Raw genomic sequence first — 17,466 nt, forward strand, 5'->3', positions numbered from 1 at the left:
GCACCGCCTTGGCGCACTGCCGGTTTACTCGGATAATAGCAACCATGTTGTCATCATCAATCTCCTCGCCGCCTGTGTTAGTCCCGCCCTCATCTTCCCTCGCCGACCGCATTGAAGCGCTGCTGCCGCAGACCCAATGCACCAAGTGCGGCTATCCGGCTTGCCGCCCCTATGCCGAAGCCATCGCCGATGGCAGCGCCAGCTACAATCAGTGTCCGCCAGGCGGCCAGCAAGGCGTGGCCCGGCTGGCGCAACTGCTGCAGCAACCAGTCATCCCGCTGAATCCGGCGAATGGCGTCGAACGGCCGCGGCCGCTGGCAGTCATCGATGAGGCGGCTTGCATCGGCTGCACACTCTGCATCCAGGCATGTCCGGTCGACGCCATCGTCGGCGCCGCCAAGCAGATGCATACGGTAATCAACGACCTGTGCACCGGCTGCGATCTGTGCGTGCCCCCTTGCCCGGTCGATTGCATCACTATGGTCGAGGTCAGCGGCGCAAATACCGGCTGGGACGCCTGGACGCAACAACAGGCCGATGAAGCCCGCGCCCGTCACGATTTCCATGTGATCAGGCTGGTGCGCGAAAAGCGCGAAAACGATGACCGCCTGGCGGCCAAGGCCGCCGAAAAACTGAAGGCAGTCGCAGCCGAATCTGCTGCAACGCCAGAGCAGCAAGCCGAACAGCTACGCAAGAAAGCGATCATTCAGGCAGCTATCGAACGCGCCCGCCTGAAGAAGGAACAACAAACTCAGCCGAGCATCAAGGACAGCAAGGACGCACAATGAACGCCGAAAAACGCCGGGAAATATTTGCCCGCCTGCGCGCCGCCATGCCGCATCCAACCACAGAGCTGGAATACACCTCGCCGTTTGAACTGTTGATCTCGGTGATCCTGTCGGCGCAAGCCACCGATGTCTCAGTCAACAAGGCGACCCGCAAGCTGTACCCGGTGGCGAATACGCCGGCGCAAATCTATGCGCTTGGCGTCGACGGTTTGATCCCGTATATCCAGACCATAGGTTTGTATCGCACCAAAGCCAAGAACGTGATCGAAACCTGCCGCATGCTGGTTGCCCTGCATGACAGCCAGGTGCCGCGCAGCCGCGAACAACTGGAAGCCTTGCCGGGGGTTGGCCGGAAGACGGCCAATGTGGTGTTGAATACTGCGTTCGGGGTACCGACCATTGCCGTCGACACCCATATCTTCCGGGTTGCCAACCGTACTGGCATCGCGCCCGGCAAGGATGTCGAGGCGGTTGAACACAAGTTGATGAAACTGGTACCCACCGAATTCCTGCTGGATGCCCATCACTGGCTGATCCTGCATGGCCGTTATACCTGCATCGCCCGCAAACCGCTATGCTGGAACTGCAGCATTGCCGATCTGTGCGACTTCAAGGCAAAAACTCCGTTGCCGGAAAAAGGGATATAAACCTATGCAACAACCTCACTCCCACTCCCATTCTCATCCGCATACCGAGCATCATTTCGAAGCCAGCGACACTGTCCGCGATATCGTCATCGGCATGGCCGATGGCCTGACCGTGCCGTTTGCACTGGCGGCCGGCATCAGCGGCGTCGCCGTCGGCATCGACATCGTGGTCACCGCCGGCGTTGCGGAAATCGCGGCCGGTTCGATAGCCATGGGCCTGGGCGGCTACCTGGCCGGACGCACCCAGCGCCAACACTATTACGCCGAACGCGAGCGCGAAGAGCAAGAGATCCTCAATGTGCCGCATCGCGAGCGCAAAGAAGTAATCGACATCATGGCGCAATACGGCGTCACGAAACAAGAGTGCGAACCGATGCTGGCCGGACTGGAACGCAATCCGATAGCCTGGCGCGATTTCATGATGCGCTTTGAACTCGGGCTGGAAGAGCCACGCCCGGCCGCAGCCAGGAAAAGTGCGATGACTATCGCGCTTTCGTACCTGGTTGGCGGCCTGATTCCGCTGGCGCCGTACATGCTGATGACCTCCATTCCGAAAGCCCTCGCTGCTTCCACCGTCGTCACGCTTCTAGCGCTGTTTATCTTCGGCTACCTGAAAGGCAGCGTGACCGGTACCGGCGCGCTCAATTCCGCGCTGCAAACCCTGATGGTAGGCGGCCTTGCCGCCGCCGCCGCTTTCGGCATTGCCAGACTGATCAGTTAATCACCATGTTCAATCCATCCCAAGACGACGTACGACGCTTTTTCTGCGAAACCTATCGCAAGCATAAGACCGGTGAAATACTCACGCCACTGGAAGCCATCGCCAGCGACTGGCTGCAGCAACATCCCGAGTATGCCGACGACCTGAAAGATGTCGAAGCCGCATTGAGCGCCGATTATTCGGTCGAAAACGGCCAGACCAATCCGTTCCTGCATTTGTCGATGCATCTGTCGATCGCCGAGCAGATCTCGATCGACCAGCCGCCCGGCATCCGCGCCGCGGCCACCGCTTTGACGCAGCGCCTGCAATCGGAGCATGAAGCCCATCATCACATCATGGAATGCCTGGGCGAGATGATCTGGAATTCGCAACGCAGCGGCCTGCCGCCGGATGGCGCTGCTTATATCGATTGCGTCCGGAAGCGCGTGTAGGATGAGCCCACCCTACACCGCGCGTTCTTCATCACGACGATGGAATAACTGATACAGGATCGGCAGCACCAGCAAGGTCAGGATAGTTGACGACAAGATCCCGCCGATCACCACCGTCGCCAACGGTCGCTGCACCTCGGCGCCCGTGCCGGTAGCAATCGCCATCGGCACAAAACCCAGGGATGCCACCAACGCCGTCATCAGCACCGGCCGCAAGCGCGTCAACGCCCCTTCCCTGATCGCGGCATCCAGGTTACGGCCTTCCTCGCGCAAGCTACGGATGAAGGCAATCATCACCAACCCGTTCAGCACAGCTACGCCGCACAGCGCAATGAACCCGACCGCCGCCGAAATCGACAAGGGAATCCCGCGCAGCCACAAGGCGACGATACCGCCGGTCAAGGCGAACGGAATACCGCTGAATACCAGCAAACCATCTTTGATATTGCCAAACATCGCGAACAGCAGCGTAAATACCAGCAGCAAAGCTACCGGGATCACAATTTTCAGGCGTTTGCTGGCCGATTGCAGCTGTTCGAACTGGCCGCCCCAGCTGGTCCAGTAGCCGGATGGAATCTTGACTTGCTGTTGCAGCCTGGCTTCGGCTTCGGCGACAAACGAGCCGATATCCCGGCCGCGCACATTCGCGCTCACCACAATCCGCCGCTTGCCGTTTTCCCGGCTGATCTGATTCGGCCCCGGCGCCAGTTCCAGGCTGGCGACCTCGGCCAGCGGGATATAGTTGGTACGGCCTTCGCCGCCAGCGCCAGCGTTAGCACTACGAGGCAAAGAAATCGGCAGGCGCTTGAAGGCCTCCAGATCGCTCCGCAACTCCTCCGGCAAACGTACTACGATATCGAAGCGGCGGTCGCCCTGAAACAAGGTACCGCCCTCCTTGCCGCCGATGGCCGTGGCGACAACGTCCTGCACGTCAGCCACGTTGAGGCCGTAGCGCGCGGTCTTTTCCCTGTCGATATTCACCGTCAGCATGGGCAATCCAGAAGTCTGTTCAACCTTGACCTCAGTGGCGCCGGTGATCTTACCCAGCACGCTCGAGACTTTATCTGCGGTGTCGTTCAAGACCTTCATGTCGTCGCCGAATATCTTGACGGCGACATCGCTGCGCACACCGGAAATCAATTCATTGAAACGCAGCTGGATCGGTTGCGAGAACTCGTAGTTGTTGCCGGGAATTCTGTTGGCGGCTTCCTGGATAGCTGCCAACAGCTCCGGCCGCGACTTCTTCGGCTTCGGCCAGCCGGCTTCCGGCTTGAGCATGATATAGCCGTCGGAAATATTCGGCGGCATCGGATCGGAGGCGATTTCCGCGGTTCCGGTGCGGGCGAACACACGTTCTATCTCGGGAAACTGCCGCTTCAACGCGCTTTCAATCCGTTTTTGCATCTCCAGCGATTGCGTCAGGCTGGTGCCGGGAATCCGCAATGCCTGGATCGCCATATCGCCTTCATTCAAGCTCGGCACGAATTCACTACCAAGACGGGTTGCCAGCAAACCCGACAACAGCAGCACAATCAGAGCGCCGCCCAGTACCGTTGTTTTACGCTGCATCACCCAATCCAGCACCGGTGCATAAAACCGCTTGGCGCCGCGCATCAGGAAATTTTCCTTCTCCGATACCCGTTTACCGATAAACAGCGCCACCGCAGCCGGGATAAAGGTGATCGACAAGATCATCGCGCCGACCAAGGCAATCACAACCGTCAAGGCCATGGGATTGAACATTTTTCCTTCGACGCCGGTAAGTGCGAAGATCGGCAGATAAACCACCATGATGATGACCTGGCCAAAGATCAAGGGACGACGCGCTTCCTTGGAGGCGGCAAACACTTCGTGGAAGCGCTCGGTGCGGGTCAGCGGCCGGCCGTGACGCGCTTGCGCATGCGACAGGCGTCGGACGCAATTCTCCACGATGACCACCGCGCCATCGATGATGATGCCGAAGTCGAGCGCCCCCAGGCTTAACAGGTTGGCGCTCACCTTGTACTGAACCATGCCGGTAAAGGTAAACAGCATCGACAGCGGGATCACCATCGCGGTAATAATCGCGGCGCGCATGTTGCCGAGGAACATGAACAGAATCGCGATCACCAGGATGGCGCCTTCCAGCAAGTTCTTTTTGACGGTGTTGATCGCCTTGTCGACCAGCACGGTGCGGTCGTACACGGTAATCGCTTCAACTCCCGCCGGCAGGCTGCGGTTGATCTCCAGCATTTTGCGGTCGACTGCCTGCGAGACGGCACGGCTGTTTTCGCCGATCAGCATGAAGACCGTTCCCAGCACCACTTCGCGCCCGTTCTCGGTGGCGGCGCCGGTGCGTAATTCGCGGCCGATGTCGACCTCGCCGATATCGCGGATGCGGATCGGCACACCCTGCACATTGCCAAGGATGATGTTGCGGATGTCTTCTATCGACTGCACCTGGCCCGGGGCGCGGATCAGCAGTTGTTCGCCGCGCTTTTCGATATAACCTGCGCCGACATTGCTGTTATTGCGATCCAGCGCGGTAACGATATCCTGCAGGGTCAGACCGTAAGAAGCCAGTTTCTCGGGTATCGGCGCCACCTGGTATTCCTTGGCAAAGCCTCCGATCGAATTGATTTCGGTGACGCCGCTGACATTACGCAATTGCGGCTTGATGATCCAGTCCTGGATTTCCCGTAGATCGGTAGCCGTGTACGCGCTGCCATCGGCTTTTTTTGCACCGTCCCTCGCTTCCACCGTCCACAGGTAAATTTCCCCCAACCCGCTTGAGATCGGCCCCATCGCAGGCATTACACCTGCGGGCAATTTACCTTTAGCTTCCTGGATCCGCTCATTCACCATCTGGCGCGCGAAATAGATATCCGTGCCGTCTTCAAAAATCACCGTTATTTGCGACAGGCCGTAACGCGACAGCGAGCGCGTCTGCTGCAGATGCGGCAGGCCTGACATCGCCGTCTCTATCGGAAACGTAATCCGCTGTTCGGTTTCCAGCGGCGAATAACCGGGTGCGGCAGTATTGATCTGCACCTGGACATTGGTAATATCCGGCACAGCATCGATCGGCAGCTTTTGATAGTTGTATATACCGAGCGCGGCCATGGCAAACACGGCTAGCATGATCAGCCAGCGCTGCTCGATCGAGAAATGTATGATGCGTTCAAACATGAGATCGGATCCTTTACTTCATCAATGCGCGTGCTCGGCGCTGCTCTTGCCGAGTTCCGATTTGAGAACGAAACTGCCGGCAGCCGCGTAACGTGTACCCGCCTTGAGCCCCTTGACGATCTCTACATGCTGGCTGTCAGCGCGACCGGTAGTCACCGGTTGCACCATGAAACCATCGGCGGTACGGACAAGCACCACCTGTTTGTCGTCCACGGTCTGTAGCGCTTCCGGCTGCACCGCGACCGCTACCTCGGCATCGCTGGAAACCACTGCTACATTGACAAACAGGCCCGGCCGCCAGGCCATATCCGGATTGGCCAGGGTGACACGCGCCTTGGCAGTGCGCGTCTGCTCCCCGAGCAAGGCGCCGACATAGGAAATGGCGCCGCTCGCGGTGGATTCAAAGGCCGTGGCGCTGATCTTGACTTTTTCACCCAGCCGCACCAGGTTCAGGTCCTTGGCCGGAACCACAATCTCCGCCCAGACAGTCGACAAATCGGAAATCGTGAAAATGCTGGCATCCGCCGCCACGGCTTCTCCCAGCGCGATATGTTTCTCGGTTACCAGGCCATTGAAGGGCGCGCGGATTTCATATCGATTCAAGGCGCCGGAATTACCGGCTGCGGTACCCAGCACGTTGAGTTTTTGCCGCGCATTCTGCAGCGCGATTTCAGCCTCGTTCATGACCTGGCGAGCTTGCTGATAATCCTGTTCAGCGGATATTTTTTCTTCCCACAGTTTCTTCTCCCGCTCGTAGCCGGTGCGGGCAAAGGTAAAGCGCTTCTGCGCCGCCAACAGTTCACTACGTTGCTCAGCCAGGTCGGTACTGGCAACCACCGCTAGCAATTGTCCGCGTTTGACCTGCTGTCCCAGGCTGACCGCAACCTGTTCCACCACTCCCGCCAGACGCGGCACTACGTGGGCAGTTTTGTCTTCATTGAAGCGAATTTCTCCCGGCAATGTGATCGAGGTCTTTACCTGTGCGGCGCCAGCGCTCTCAAGCTTGACGCCGGACGCGGCGACCTGGGTCTCGTCCAGCTCGATCTTGCCCTCCTCATGGGAGTCGGCCTCAGAATCGGCTTCACCGTGATGTTCGGCGTCTGCATGCCCGGCAGACTCGCTGTGTGCTGCTTTATCTGGCTGTTCGTCGCCACTGCTGCTTTTGCCCAGGTATGCACTTGCGGCTATCAGCACGACAATCGTCGCTATGCCGGCCGCGATAGCTTTGCTTTTGCTAAAATTGATTTTCATATTGGCTGACTAATAAGCTGACTGCATCGAGTCGATTGACGGAAAGGGTCCTGCCAGGCGTTCAATCTCGGCGGCAGAGCGATGGGTATCGGCGAGTGCCCGCAAGGTTTGCGATTTGACTTGAAATAGCACGCGCTGCGCATCCAGCACTTCCAGGAAGCCGAATTTTCCGAGCTCAAAACCTTTGGTGGTGATGTCATAGGTTTTCTGGGCAGCCGGCAGAATCTCGCCCTGCAATGCAGCGACCTGCTGGCGCCCGAGCTTCAATCGCTCGTAGGCATCGACCAACTCGCCGTTAAGCCGCAGCTCCGCGCTTTTCTGCTCGTCACGCGCTTTATCTGTGCGCCGCAAGGCTTCCGGCAGATTGCCTTGATTGCGATCGAAAACAGGGATCGGAATTGACAGGCCCAGAACCATTTGATTACGCCCTGCCTCTGCATCGCGTTTGCTGCCGATGCTGACGGTGAGGTCCGGAATCCGGCGGCTACGCTCCAGGTCAGCCGCTGCCTGGCGACGCTCGACTTCTAAGCGCCACCTGGAAAAGGCCGGCGACTCTTGCAGGCGCGCCTGCAGTGCAGCCATATCGGGGAGCGACGGTAAATTGTTGATTTCGCCGTCGACCGCAGTAAAAAGCGGCATGCTGTCGCCCCAGGTAGCAGCCAGGCGCCGGCGAGCAATACTCAAGGCGCCGTCGGCTTGTTGCAAGTCAACCTGGACGCCGGCTTCCGCAACCTGCGCCTTGGTTTCTTCGATCGGCGCTACTTTGCCGGAGATGACGCGTTTCGCGGTGATCGCGGTAGACCGTTGCGCCAGTTGCAGGGAACTTTGCAGCAACTGCAGATTTTCCTGTGCTTCCAGCACGGAAAAATAGGCGGTGACCACCGCTGCGTGTAAGGCAGCACGCTTGGTGAGCAGGTCGGTCTTGGCCGCATCCCGCTCCTTTTCCGCAACGGTGATACGTGCACCGCGCTTGCCGCCCAGTTCCAGCGCCTGATTGAGTTGTACGGTGGTGGTCCGGGTCGCCTTGTGCGTGTCTTCCAGCAAGGTCGAAATTTCCGGATTGGGCCTGGCGCCGGCTTGCAAAATTGAGGCGTCGACTGCGGCGACTTCGAGCACCGCTGCGGCCAGTTCAGGGTTGCCCTTGAACGCTTGCGCCAGTGCCTGTTGCAACGTCAGCTTATTGTCGATGCCGCTGTATTCGGGTTGCGGCAGCTTGTAATTGATGCCTGGCTGCGCGGTCGCCGGCTTTGCTTCCTGCGCTACGGACGACTGGCACGCCAATATCGCTAAACCGAACGACAAAAAAAACCTGTACATAGCCTGCTCTCCAAAACAACGAAAGATGTGCCAGGTCGCATGGCAAACGGACCGTTCGGTCCGTGCCACGAAACCTGCTTTTTTGACGGGGCGATCAGGCGCCGGAATGAATCGATTTCACCGGGCCGTCGTCTTGCCTGTGCTCATGCGCGGTAGCCGACTGCTTCATTTCCTTGGCTGTATCGGCTTTACCATTTACATTTCCGGGCGCCTGCGCCATCACTACGCCACTGGCAGACAACAGAGTCACGATGGCAAATAATTGTTTAACGTTCATTTCGATCTCCAAAGAATCAAGGTTGAGGTCAACGAAGAAGCAGCTGTTTGCAACAAGCCGCTACATCGTTGAAGCCAAGTGTAGAAAGGAGACGGAAAGCGGAAGGTGACAGCTGGATTACGCTTTTGTAATCCACCGGCACTGTTTTCTGTAAGATAATCGGCGCTAAATCAATATAAATTCATGCAAGCAGAAGGGTGATATATGCGCATCCTGTTGGTAGAAGATGAGCCCAAGGCGGGCGAATACTTGCGTAAAGGGTTGAGCGAATCCGGCTACGTGGTCGACTGGGTGCGAACCGGCGCCGATGGCTTGCACTGCGCCACATCGGAAGACTACGACTTGATCGTGCTGGATGTCATGCTGCCCGGCATGGATGGCTGGCAGGTGATCGGCGAGTTACGCAAGACCCGTTCGACACCTGTGCTGTTCTTAACCGCGCGCGACGAGGTCGACGACCGCATCAAAGGCCTGGAACTGGGCGCGGACGATTATCTGGTCAAGCCATTTGCATTTGCCGAGCTGGTCGCCAGGATCCGCACACTCTTGCGGCGCGGGCCGATTCGCGAATCCGATCTGCTGCATATCGCCGATATGGAAATCGATGTAATGAAACGACGCGTCACTCGCAACGGCGAGCGTATCGACCTGACTACCAAGGAATTTTCCCTGCTGCATCTGATGGCGAAACGCCGCTCAGAAGTATTGTCGCGTTCGCTGATCGCATCGCAGGTGTGGGACATGAATTTCGACAGCGACACCAATGTCGTCGATGTCGCCATACGACGGCTGCGCATCAAGATCGACGAACCCTATGCACCAGCGTTGATCCATACCGTGCGCGGCATGGGCTATGTGCTGGAGGACCGGACTTGAAGCTGTGGGCGCCGCGCTCGCTTACCATGCGCCTGGCGCTGTTGTTCGCACTGGCGACCTTGCTCACGTTTACGCTGGTCGGCAGCTATCTCTACTATTCGCTGGCACGTCAGCTGGAAAACCACGATGACCAGGAGTTAACCGGCAAAGTCACGCTGATGCGGCATCTGGCGGCCAAGGCCAAATCGATACAGGCAATTCGCGATGATCCTCACTCGTTCATGGACGCAACGCTTGGCCATGACGATCTGCTGCTGATACTGCGCAGCGCAGATGGTGCGCAACTGCTGAACACCAGGCCTGACGCCGGCAGCCTGCCGGCCCTGCCGCTGGCCGCCGTCGGCCAGATGCCGGATCAAAAATCGCGACAGAACCTGCGTACCTCAGGCGGCTTGCCGGTGCGCGCCACGGCACTCTGGGCCAACGTCGACCGCACCGGTGAAAAAATCCAGATCGTCGTCGCCCACAATATCAGCGGCAGCCTGGCGATGTTGGCCAGCTACCGCATGCAGATACTCGGTGCGGCATTGTCAGGCGCGATCCTGGCAGCCTTGTTAGGCTACGCACTGGTCAGGCGCGGCTTGCGCCCTACCCGCCTGATCGCGCAACAGGCGCATTCAATCACCGCGCAACACCTCGACCGCGGGCTGGATGTCGCCAGCGCCCCGCATGAATTACAACAATTGGTGGTGGCCTTCAATAGCATGCTGGACCGCCTGCACGACAGTTTCCAGCGGCTGTCGCAATTTTCTGCCGACCTGGCGCACGACTTGCGCACGCCAATCAATAACCTGATGGTGCAAACCCAGGTGGCGCTGGCACAACCGCGCCTGCCGGAAGAGTACCAGGGACTGCTGGTATCCAATGTGGAAGAATATGAGAGGCTGTCGCGCATGCTGGATAACATGCTGTTCCTGGCGCGCGCCGACCATGCCCATGTTGCCGTCGCCTTCGAGCAGCTCGACTGTCGCCTGGAATTGCAACGTATTGCCGACTATTTTGAAGGGGTGGCCGAGGATAGTGGCGTGCGTCTGAGCATCGCGGCATCCGGTAGCGTGCGTGCCGACCCGATGTTGCTTCGGCGCGCGATCAGCAACCTGGTCGCCAACGCAATCCGCTACACGGCCTCCGGCCATTCAATCCGGCTGGAAGCGAAACAGGTGGATCGAACGACCGTGATTACGGTCGGCAATCCGGGCCCGCAGATAGCGGACTCGGCCATTCCAAGACTGTTTGACCGCTTCTACCGAGTCGACCCGGCCCGCAGCGACTCAGCCTCGTCGACTGGACTTGGCCTGGCCATCGTGCAATCTATCATGAAACTGCATGGCGGCCGGGTTGAGCTGAGCCGCAGCGCAGATCAGATGACCGTATTTACGCTGCACTTCCCGCACGCTGAAAAATAAAAAAGCCACGCTTTGCTATTGCGTGGCTTTTTACGTTATCCGGTGACAGGCTAGCTTACTTGCACAATCTTACTTACGCAAAACCAGCGTCGTCGGCAGGCTGTGCAGGTAGGCTGCAATGTCCTGTACATCCTGGTACGACAAGGCCTTGGCCTGGCCACCCATGATTGCATTGCTGCGGCCGTTAGGACCATCGCTGCCGCGCTGATAGGCAATCAAGGCATGCTGCAGGTAATCTTGCGGCTGGCCGGCCAGCTTCGGATAGCTGGGATCGATCGGGGTATGGAAATCGGCGCCGTGGCAGGATGCGCAGGAATATTTTTTCACAGCGGCTTCGCCTGCAGCAATATTTCCGGCTGCATGGGCATTCACAAATGCGCCAGTGGAAAGTAGAAACGCCACGCCAGCAAAAATCTTTTTCATTGTGTGGATCCCTTATTTCTGCTGCGAATAATATGCTGCAATATCGGCCATGTCCTGCTCGGACAGGCTGGCTGCGATACCGCGCATGGTTGGCATCTTGCGGTCACCCTTTTTATAGGCGTTTAGCGCGCTCTCAATATATTTTGCCGACTGGCCACCAAGCATCGGCACTTGATAGACTTCCGGGAAGGTAGCTTTATAGCCGGGAATGCCATGGCAACCGATACACATCGATACCTTGTTTTCAGCTGCCTTGGCGTTGCCGACCACGTCCGCAGCTGCGGCCAGGTTGGCAAGACTCGCGAGCGCGAGAAGTGCGATTAGTTTTTTCATATTAGCTGGGTAATTTGTAGCGAAACCGGTTTAAGAAACTACGCAAAACCTGTGCTGCGGCCGCAATTCCGGCACGATGATGCTCACTGCACTCCTGCACAGCTACGCGTCCCCTGCCGACCCTGCACCGTTCACTACGGTTTTTTGTGGTCCCTTTTACTGCGAACTTGCCGCGAATATTGCCTTAAATACTGCAAGAAATACAGCTCAGGCAACAGATATATTCTCTATACCTTGCTGCATATACTGCTATATCCACTGCCGCATTTACTAAAAGGTAGCCCTGCCCGACGCCGACTGCCGCCGCCACCCCACACCAAAACCGGTTAATTTTACCCCAAGAAACATGCACAGTCCACGCCCGCCAATGGCAAAATCGCAGCCCGCGGCAATCCCGCGACAGTCGTTTACTGCCAGTTGGGTTGGTTTTGCCGACGCTACCCGCTGTGCCAGGGTGCGCCGGCGGCCTTATCCGTGCCGCCTGCCAGGCCGGTGTTGCGGCGCGGGAGATGGCTCCGGCGGCAGCACGGGCTCGGCGCGTTCGGAGGCTTCGCCGCTGACGGTATCGGCAGCATCCGCCTGCAGCGAGGAGGATTCCGGCGCCGATACCACCGCCCGTTCAGGAAACAGGAAAGAACGCGGTGAGGCGCTGAAACGACGCAATACCGCCCGGAATACCAGCCGCCTTATACGTGCCGGCACGTTACGCGCACGCAAGGCCAAGGTCAGTGCGCAGGCAAACGACACGCCGACATTCAACACGCCGACACTGACAATCCCGGCTATCGCCAGCCAGAATTGCGGCGTTGCCAGCACCTGCCAGCCCAGGCTGCTGGCGGCAGCGGCCAGGGTACCGGTGGCCAACGTCACATGGCGCACATCCAGCGGCAAACCGAAGAACTGCGCCAGCACCGGCGTCATGCCCAGCAGTAAGCCGAGCGAGACGTTACCGGCAATCTGCGCCACGTTACGATCCAGCCAGGCGGCCCAGCGCTCCGCCCGCATCGCTCCCAGCACGAATACCAGGCGCCGCTGATGAGTCAGCGCTTCGCGCAGGCGGCGCAGGGCAAACCAGTTATCGGCAAAACCCGATACCAGGCTCGACAACCATAGCAGTATCCCGGTGAAAGCCGCAAACAATGGCGTCGGGCCGATGACGGACAGGCTGTGCAAGCTGGCGCTGGCATGCTCCGCCGTCATCATGGGGGCGTCGGTAGTCAGCCGGATGAGGCCGGAAATCAATAGCATGACAGGGATCACCCCCATCAGATTGCCGAACACGGCAGCGGCTTGCGAGCGCAACAACAAGGCGATTTCACTCAGCAGCGCGCGCAAACCTTCTACCGTATGCAGTTGCCCCATCTTCGAGGCAAGCACCGGCGCCGTCACCGCCGGCTGTTTGGTGGCCAGTACGCCACCCACGGCAGAAATTAGCATGAAACTGGCGGCATAATTCAGGGACGCGAATATCCCCTCAAAAAAACGCGCCGCACCGACCGACGAGAGCAGCGATTTTCCGAGCACGGTAAACGCCGTAATGACGCCGCCGCGACCTGCGGCCTTGAGCATGGCCCGGTATTCCTTGTTATCGCGTGCAATGTAGTGCTCGCCATGATCGGCATTGCGCTCGACCATCTTGCGCGCCAGCAGGGAGAAACTGCGTTGTATCAATCCGCGTGCCGAGGAGCGCTGATGATGCGCGGCGATCAAATCCCCGAGCAGAGCCTGGATCTGGCCGGCGCCCGGCTCTGCGTCCGCGCCTGAGTTCGATTCTGCAACCCGGCCCTCCGTGCCGTAAATCGCTGAGCGCAGATCGGTCAGCAACGCCATCCGCGTCAGCTGCGCACGCATGCGCTCGACCCGGTAGACCAGACTGACCGACACACCATGCTCGTCAAGGTGGGCGTAAATCCTGTCGGTCTGCGCCTGGCAGACGGCAATCAGCATACGCACACTACGCAAGGCGGCCTCGTCCCTTGGAGTGACGTATAAATAGGTTTCCAGTTCGCGCCGCAAGACCATGAACGGGGTTGCCTGCAGCGGCATCTTGGGGTCCAGCTTCTGGCGGAAAGCCTTGCTGATGCCGTCCGCCAGGATCATTGCGGCGAGATAGATCAACGCCTCGTCGATCTGTTGCTGATAGCTGTGGGCGATACCGTCATCGGCGATCAGTTTCCAGATCTTCGCCACACTTTGCGTATCCAGCGCCAGCAGCCAGTCGGCATCTTCCGCGGTAGGAAACAAGGCGGTAAACAAGGACGACAGGTCCGCCTCGAACGGCGGTTTCGGCAGCACCAGCTTGATGGCATGTTCCGTCAGCTCGCTGAAGAACGCCGGTTCATTCGGCAAGCCGGTGGCGCAAAAAAGCTCCGGTCCGGCGGCTTCGCGCAGGGTTTTCTGCAACGTGGCCTGCACTACCCGGCGGACGTCGCGGTTAGTGTCCAGCCATTCCAGCAAAAAAGCCAGGCGCTGCTGCTTGACCCGCAGGCGGGCGTCGTCGTCGAGCATGGATACGGTGGGGACATGGCGCAGCCATTGGACAATATCGATAATCCAGTTAGCGCGTTCTTGCCAGGAATAAAAAGGATTGGCGCGGCGCATCAAAGCGTCGACTTGCGTGGCGTACTGCCGGCTATCGGTTTGCAGGTGCCGCTCGCCATGTCGAAACCGGCGCCACATTACCCGCAAGCGGAGAAACAGAATTTTCATTGGCTATCTTTATAACAGTGAGGATGTGGTCGTCTGATCATCAAGACAACCCTTCTGAGTTTGGGCCAGCCAATCGGCCATCTCGTTTATACTCGGACTTACTTACTTCCTAATTGCTTCCTCATCACTAACGACAATGCGACCAGAGACACGTTTTGAAAGTTCCCCCGGCTACGTCGCCACCGACGACCTGAAACTAGCCGTCAATGCTGCACTGACATTGCAAAGACCACTATTGATCAAGGGTGAGCCGGGCACCGGCAAGACCATGCTGGCGGAAGAAGTGGCTGCCGCTCTGAACATGCCGTTGCTGCAATGGCATATCAAATCGACCACAAAAGCCCAGCAAGGCTTGTACGAATACGATGCCGTATCGCGCCTGCGGGATTCGCAACTGGGAGACGCCAGGGTCAAGGACATTCACAACTACATTGTCAAAGGCGTCTTGTGGCAAGCATTTAACGCAGACGAACAAGTGGTGTTGCTGATTGATGAGATCGACAAAGCAGACATTGAGTTCCCCAACGATTTGCTGCGCGAACTCGACCGCATGGAATTTTACGTTTATGAAACACGCGAAATGGTGCGTGCCAAGCACCGTCCGCTGGTCATCATCACCTCGAATAACGAGAAAGAATTGCCGGACGCCTTCCTGCGGCGCTGCTTCTTCCATTACATCAAGTTTCCGGACAAGGCGACCATGCAGGATATCGTCAACGTCCATTTCCCGAATCTAAAAAAAGACATGCTGGCGCAGGCGCTGGAAACTTTCTACCAGGTACGCGACGTGGCGGGATTGAAAAAGAAACCGTCAACCTCGGAACTGCTGGACTGGCTTAAGCTGTTGCTGGCAGAAGACATCCCGCCGGAAGCCCTGCACAGCAGCGACGCCAAGGCCGTGGTGCCGCCGCTGCATGGCGCCTTGCTGAAGAACGAGCAAGATGTGCACCTGTTTGAACGCCTGGTGTTCATGGCCAGAAAAAATAGATAACGGTTATAAGCAAAGCACGCCATGCTGATTGATTTCTTCTTCACCTTGAAAGACGCCAAGATCCCGGTGTCGATCAAGGAATTCCTGATTCTGCTGGAGGCGTTGCAGCGCAACGTCATTACGCCTACGCTCGATAATTTTTATTATCTGGCGCGCACCACGCTGGTAAAGGATGAGGCCCATTTCGATAAATTCGACCAGGCTTTCGGGCGGTACTTCAAAGGCATCCAGACGGTGTTCGAGAAAAACGCAGAGATCCCGCTGGAATGGCTGATGCAGCGCATCAAACGCGAATTGACGCCGGAGCAACAGGCCCAGCTGGAGAAATTCGGCTACGACAAACTGATGGACCGCCTGCAAGAACTGCTTAAAGAACAGAAAGAGCGGCACGAAGGAGGCAGCAAATGGATCGGCACCGGCGGCACTTCACCGTTCGGCCATGGCGGCACCAATCCCGAAGGCATCCGCATTGGCGGCAGCGGTGGTAATCGCACTGCCGTCAAAGTCTGGGATGCGCGCGCTTACCGCGATTACGATGACGACCTCGAACTGGGCACTCGCAACATCAAGATTGCCCTGCGGCGATTGCGCAAATTCGCGCGCGAAGGTCTGGCGGAAGAGTTGGCGCTGGACGACACCATACGCGCCACCGCCAACAATGCCGGCTACCTCGACATTAAGATGCGGCCCGAGCGCAAGAACAATATCAAGGTGTTGATGCTGCTGGATGTCGGCGGCACCATGGACGATCATATTGCCCGCACCGAAGAATTATTTTCTGCCGCCAAGACCGAATTCAAGAACATGGAGTTCTTTTATTTTCACAATTGCGTCTACGATTACGTCTGGAAGAATAATCAGCGCCGCCATGCCGAGCGCTTCCCGACCTGGGATATCTTGCGCAAGTACACGCCGGACACCAAACTGATCTTCGTCGGCGACGCCACCATGAGCCCTTATGAAATCCTGCAACCTGGCGGCTCCGTCGAGTACAACAACGAAGAAGCCGGCGCCGAATGGCTGCAGCGCTTCACCAAGGCTTTTCCCAAGTTCATCTGGCTCAATCCTGAGCCGGAAGGCTTGTGGCAATATCGCCAATCGGTAGAAGTGATCCGCCAGTTGATGAGCAACCGCATGTTTCCGGTGACCATGGATGGCCTGGAACGCGGCATGCGCCTGTTAAGCAAATAAGCGCCAAACAGTCGGCAAACTGCGGGCAAATAAAGCCGATACCGAATGGCGATTGGCGATTGGCAGCCCTGCGGTTTACGTGTTTTTAACGGCGCAACGACAAGAATTTCCCCAGTGCCAGCAATATCTGCTGCTGGTCCAGGTGCCGGCTCAGGAAACCGTCGCATTCAACCTGCCGCGCCCGCACATGATCGTAGGCGAAGTCTTTATCGATCAGGAAAATAACTGCAATCCTGGTGCTGTCATGCTGTTGCTTGATGGTGCTGCACAAATCATAGGGATCAAACTGCGTCAGCTTTGGATTGATCAACACTACCGAGATGCTCAGCTGCGTATATACCTCGGCAGCTGCCTCGGGAGTGCCAACCCACTCAACCGGCACTACGTGATGCGCCATGGTAATTGCCAGATCGTCGCGAAACGTCGATTGCTCGTCAATCACAAGGATCCGGTCGGCCTGCGGCGATTTGCTGCGCATGCGCTCATATTCAAGCGGGTCGGTCAAATCCAGGTCGAGACGTTCGCGCCGGCGACGATCCGGCACATTATTGATCAATGCGTCGTCAGCGGAATTTTGCTTGGCCAGCATGATCAGACGCCGCTCAATCAAGGTATCCAGCGCGCCGAACAATTTCAGCCAGCGTATCGGCCTCTCGACAGTGGCAAACGGCAGTTCCACATGGGGTGCGCCAACCAGCAAGGCGGGCCGCAGATTATTGGGTTCCATGTCAGCCAGGATCGCCAGGGCTTTCAGGTCGTCGGCGTTCACCAGGTACAGGTCCGGCTCCTGCAGGCTGTCTTCGGGCAAGCGGTAATATTGTTTCTCGCGGTTTTGCTCGACCGAAAAAGTGGCGTCGAAAATATTGATTTCACGCGCGGAAAACCCGATGAACCTGATGCCGAATGGTGCGTTATGTTTTTTCATTTTTTTTATGCC

The 17,466-nt window shown here is 57.9% G+C and carries 16 protein-coding genes; 8 read left to right on the forward strand and 8 right to left on the reverse strand.

Features of this window, described 5'->3' with window-relative positions; translation table 11 throughout:
- The first annotated feature begins 44 nt into the window (after positions 1–44).
- From rsxB to BM205_RS02640, 4 genes are read left to right on the forward strand one after another with little or no spacing between them, the layout of a single operon-like run.
- Complete coding sequence (gene rsxB / locus BM205_RS02625; protein ID WP_092412202.1) at positions 45–788, forward strand: electron transport complex subunit RsxB; 744 nt, start codon at positions 45–47, stop codon at positions 786–788.
- Positions 785–1,435 (forward strand): endonuclease III, encoded by a 651-nt coding sequence (nth, locus tag BM205_RS02630; RefSeq protein WP_092412204.1) that lies wholly within the window; start codon positions 785–787, stop codon positions 1,433–1,435. Before rsxB ends, nth begins: the two co-directional genes overlap by 4 nt.
- A 4-nt stretch (positions 1,436–1,439) precedes the next feature.
- Positions 1,440–2,156 carry a VIT1/CCC1 transporter family protein gene (locus tag BM205_RS02635; protein ID WP_092412206.1) on the forward strand — a complete coding sequence of 239 codons (717 nt, stop codon included), beginning with the start codon at positions 1,440–1,442 and terminating at the stop codon, positions 2,154–2,156.
- A 5-nt stretch (positions 2,157–2,161) separates the two neighbouring features.
- Positions 2,162–2,587, forward strand: a complete 426-nt coding sequence (locus tag BM205_RS02640; RefSeq protein ID WP_092412208.1) for a DUF1841 family protein — start codon at positions 2,162–2,164, stop codon at positions 2,585–2,587.
- 12 nt (positions 2,588–2,599) lie between these two features.
- On the opposite strand, the gene BM205_RS02645 is transcribed toward BM205_RS02640, so the two are convergent.
- The 4 genes from BM205_RS02645 to BM205_RS02660 form a co-directional block, all read right to left on the reverse strand.
- On the reverse strand, positions 2,600–5,755 hold the full coding sequence (locus tag BM205_RS02645) for a CusA/CzcA family heavy metal efflux RND transporter (protein WP_092412210.1): 3,156 nt from the start codon (positions 5,753–5,755) through the stop codon (positions 2,600–2,602).
- 21 nt (positions 5,756–5,776) lie between these two features.
- On the reverse strand, positions 5,777–7,006 hold the full coding sequence (locus BM205_RS02650) for an efflux RND transporter periplasmic adaptor subunit (RefSeq protein ID WP_092412212.1): 1,230 nt from the start codon (positions 7,004–7,006) through the stop codon (positions 5,777–5,779).
- Between the two features lie 9 nt (positions 7,007–7,015).
- Complete coding sequence (locus BM205_RS02655; protein WP_092412214.1) at positions 7,016–8,323, reverse strand: TolC family protein; 1,308 nt, start codon at positions 8,321–8,323, stop codon at positions 7,016–7,018.
- Positions 8,324–8,417: 94 nt separating this feature from the next.
- A complete protein-coding gene (locus BM205_RS02660; RefSeq protein WP_092412216.1) occupies positions 8,418–8,600 on the reverse strand; it encodes a hypothetical protein in 183 nt (60 codons plus the stop codon).
- A 204-nt stretch (positions 8,601–8,804) separates the two neighbouring features.
- On the opposite strand from BM205_RS02660, the gene BM205_RS02665 reads away from it, so the two are divergent.
- Both BM205_RS02665 and BM205_RS02670 read left to right on the forward strand, forming a co-directional pair.
- Entirely contained in the window at positions 8,805–9,476 is a 672-nt protein-coding gene (locus BM205_RS02665; RefSeq protein ID WP_092412218.1) for a heavy metal response regulator transcription factor, read from the forward strand.
- Entirely contained in the window at positions 9,473–10,882 is a 1,410-nt protein-coding gene (locus tag BM205_RS02670; protein ID WP_254783702.1) for a heavy metal sensor histidine kinase, read from the forward strand. The genes BM205_RS02665 and BM205_RS02670 overlap by 4 nt, the downstream gene beginning before the upstream one ends.
- Positions 10,883–10,951: 69 nt before the next feature.
- Here BM205_RS02670 and BM205_RS02675 read toward each other — a convergent pair whose 3' ends face one another.
- The 3 genes from BM205_RS02675 to BM205_RS02685 all read right to left on the reverse strand — a co-directional run bounded on the left by BM205_RS02675 (position 10,952) and on the right by BM205_RS02685 (position 14,347).
- The gene (locus tag BM205_RS02675; RefSeq protein WP_092412220.1) at positions 10,952–11,305 is read right to left on the reverse strand and encodes a c-type cytochrome; all 354 of its coding nucleotides are present in this window, start codon (positions 11,303–11,305) and stop codon (positions 10,952–10,954) included.
- 12 nt (positions 11,306–11,317) lie between these two features.
- Positions 11,318–11,638: a c-type cytochrome gene (locus BM205_RS02680; protein WP_092412222.1), complete on the reverse strand. Its 321-nt coding sequence runs from the start codon at positions 11,636–11,638 to the stop codon at positions 11,318–11,320.
- Between the two features lie 468 nt (positions 11,639–12,106).
- The gene (locus tag BM205_RS02685) at positions 12,107–14,347 is read right to left on the reverse strand and encodes a site-specific recombinase (RefSeq protein WP_092412224.1); all 2,241 of its coding nucleotides are present in this window, start codon (positions 14,345–14,347) and stop codon (positions 12,107–12,109) included.
- Between the two features lie 136 nt (positions 14,348–14,483).
- On the opposite strand from BM205_RS02685, the gene BM205_RS02690 reads away from it, so the two are divergent.
- Complete coding sequence (locus tag BM205_RS02690; protein WP_092412226.1) at positions 14,484–15,338, forward strand: AAA family ATPase; 855 nt, start codon at positions 14,484–14,486, stop codon at positions 15,336–15,338.
- 21 nt (positions 15,339–15,359) lie between these two features.
- Positions 15,360–16,529 carry a vWA domain-containing protein gene (locus BM205_RS02695; RefSeq protein ID WP_092412228.1) on the forward strand — a complete coding sequence of 390 codons (1,170 nt, stop codon included), beginning with the start codon at positions 15,360–15,362 and terminating at the stop codon, positions 16,527–16,529.
- Between the two features lie 85 nt (positions 16,530–16,614).
- On the opposite strand, the gene BM205_RS02700 is transcribed toward BM205_RS02695, so the two are convergent.
- Positions 16,615–17,454: a response regulator gene (locus BM205_RS02700; protein ID WP_092412230.1), complete on the reverse strand. Its 840-nt coding sequence runs from the start codon at positions 17,452–17,454 to the stop codon at positions 16,615–16,617.
- Positions 17,455–17,466: the final 12 nt, after the last annotated feature.

Origin of the sequence: Collimonas sp. OK307 (assembly GCF_900113705.1) — a bacterium.
Classification (GTDB): Bacteria; Pseudomonadota; Gammaproteobacteria; order Burkholderiales; family Burkholderiaceae_D; genus Collimonas.